The 1,600-nt window shown below is 65.5% G+C and carries 4 protein-coding genes; all 4 read right to left on the bottom strand.

Annotated elements, in window-relative coordinates:
• Nucleotides 1–542: phage protein Gp27 family protein (locus BLS34_RS25180; protein ID WP_093154879.1), on the bottom strand; the 542-nt coding region annotated here is incomplete at its 3' end.
• 9 nt (nt 543–551) lie between these two features.
• Nucleotides 552–857 carry a hypothetical protein gene (locus BLS34_RS25175; RefSeq protein WP_093154877.1) on the bottom strand — a complete coding sequence of 102 codons (306 nt, stop codon included), beginning with the start codon at nt 855–857 and terminating at the stop codon, nt 552–554.
• On the bottom strand, nt 854–1,258 hold the full coding sequence (locus BLS34_RS25170) for a DUF2730 family protein (protein ID WP_093154875.1): 405 nt from the start codon (nt 1,256–1,258) through the stop codon (nt 854–856). Before BLS34_RS25170 ends, BLS34_RS25175 begins: the two co-directional genes overlap by 4 nt.
• Nucleotides 1,255–1,461, bottom strand: a complete 207-nt coding sequence (locus BLS34_RS25165; RefSeq protein ID WP_215906220.1) for a TraR/DksA C4-type zinc finger protein — start codon at nt 1,459–1,461, stop codon at nt 1,255–1,257. The genes BLS34_RS25170 and BLS34_RS25165 overlap by 4 nt, the downstream gene beginning before the upstream one ends.
• Nucleotides 1,462–1,600: the final 139 nt, after the last annotated feature.

The raw sequence follows: 1,600 nt of genomic DNA, 5'->3' as shown, positions 1-1,600 counted from the left end.
CGACGGAGCTGCGCTAGGCGCTCGGCCGACAGGCCTTTACCTTCGCCGGCCGACTGCGCGTCTCGCTGCGCCTGGTCAAACAGCTTGGCGGCCTCGCGTTTCAGCTTGGCCAGGACCTTCTCCTCGGCATCGAGCGTGGCCTTGCGGGCGGCGGACATGTCCTTCAGGCCCTTCATCAGGAGCATGAACTCCTCGACCTCGATCACCTTGTCGGCGCCCGCCTGACTGTCCATCAACTTGAACGCGATGGTCTGCGCGATCTGGAGCAGGAAGCGGGCCGCGTCGTTGTCCTGGTCGCCGAACTCTTTGGAGAGCTGCGAGGTCACCGAGCGCATGCGGTCCATGTCCGCACGGATCTTGGCGGTGCTTGCGCCGTAGCGAACTACTGAGCTACGCGATGGGGTGTCGTCGAGCTTGAGCGTCCGCAGGAACGCGACGACGTCGTCGATCGTGCGTCCTTCATCATGCAGAAGCCGGTCGATCTCAGCTTTGATGTCCGGATCCAGCTTCTCGATCTTGCTCTTGGGGCCGGGCTTCCTCATCGCCCAACCTCACTCGCCGGGCAGACGGACACCCGCGGCCCGAAGGCGGCCCTCGGCAACTGCGAGACCTTTGTCCGACAGTGTCGCGGTATAGGTGATCCGACTGGGCGTTACGTTGTCATGCAGCCGGACCAGGCCGGCATCACGCAGCCAGCGCAGCTCCGACTGCATCTCGTCGCGGGTGAGGTAGTAGTGGTGGTAACTTGCAACCAGCTTCTGCAGCAGCCCCTCGTATCCAACGCTTCCGGGCAGCGCCTTGAGAGACGTCAGGATCGCTATTCGCCACTCCTCGTGCAGTATCTCCTGGATGCTCATGTCGCGCCCCTCTGGCTCTGTGCGCCCTTGATCTCGTTCTCGACCAGCATGTCGACCTTGCGGCCGATCTGACTGACGGCCCGGTCGAGCCCCGTCACCTCAGATGCCATGGCTTTGACGTCACCGCGGAAAGACTCGATCGCGATCACGATCTTCTGCAGATCGGTCTGCGTCGGCGCGGCAGCCGCCAGCTGCTCAAGCCGGTCGACCGCTCGCTCCAGGTTCTGCACACGGTCGATCAGCTTCTGAGCGGCTTCTTCTCGGTCCTCGATCTCCTCCTGGAGATCGGCGCGCGGGGCGAAGACGCTGCGCAGATAGAGCATGGCGACCGCGACCAGGGCCATTCCGACAACCGACAGCAGGCCGGCCCACGCGTTCAGCTCCTTAATCAAGTCCATCATCGAGCTAGGCGCTCCCGGTCGCGCTGGCAGTCGATACAGGTGACGGCGCTGCGATCGGCCGCGCGCCGCGCCGCCGGGATCTCGCCACCGCAGTCGATGCAATGGTCGCGACCCTCGGCCGCTGGCACGCAAAGCGCGCGCTTCAGCGCCATGTCGCGCTGGGCCTCCTCGTACTCGCTGGCCCGGTCAGCCGCGTCAGGCACCGGCATCCCCGTGCAGCTTGGCGCGCAGCTCGTCGGTGACGGCGTTGATCTCCGCCCATTCGGCGTCGGTCGGATCGCGCCGCTCGGCGACCATCCGTTCGACTGCACGCTTGGCGGCGATGGCGTTGGGGATGCCGGC

Origin of the sequence: Thalassobaculum litoreum DSM 18839 (genome assembly GCF_900102465.1) — a bacterium.
Lineage (GTDB): Bacteria > Pseudomonadota > Alphaproteobacteria > Thalassobaculales > Thalassobaculaceae > Thalassobaculum > Thalassobaculum litoreum.
Note: the sequence above shows the minus strand (reverse complement) of the source record. Positions and strands in the feature narration are given on the sequence as shown.

Excerpts from the sequence above, each read along its gene's own strand:
- BLS34_RS25175 (WP_093154877.1), bottom strand. The coding sequence starts at position 857 with ATGAGCATCCAGGAGATACTGCACGAGGAGTGGCGAATAGCGATCCTG.
- BLS34_RS25170 (WP_093154875.1), bottom strand. The coding sequence starts at position 1,258 with ATGATGGACTTGATTAAGGAGCTGAACGCGTGGGCCGGCCTGCTGTCG.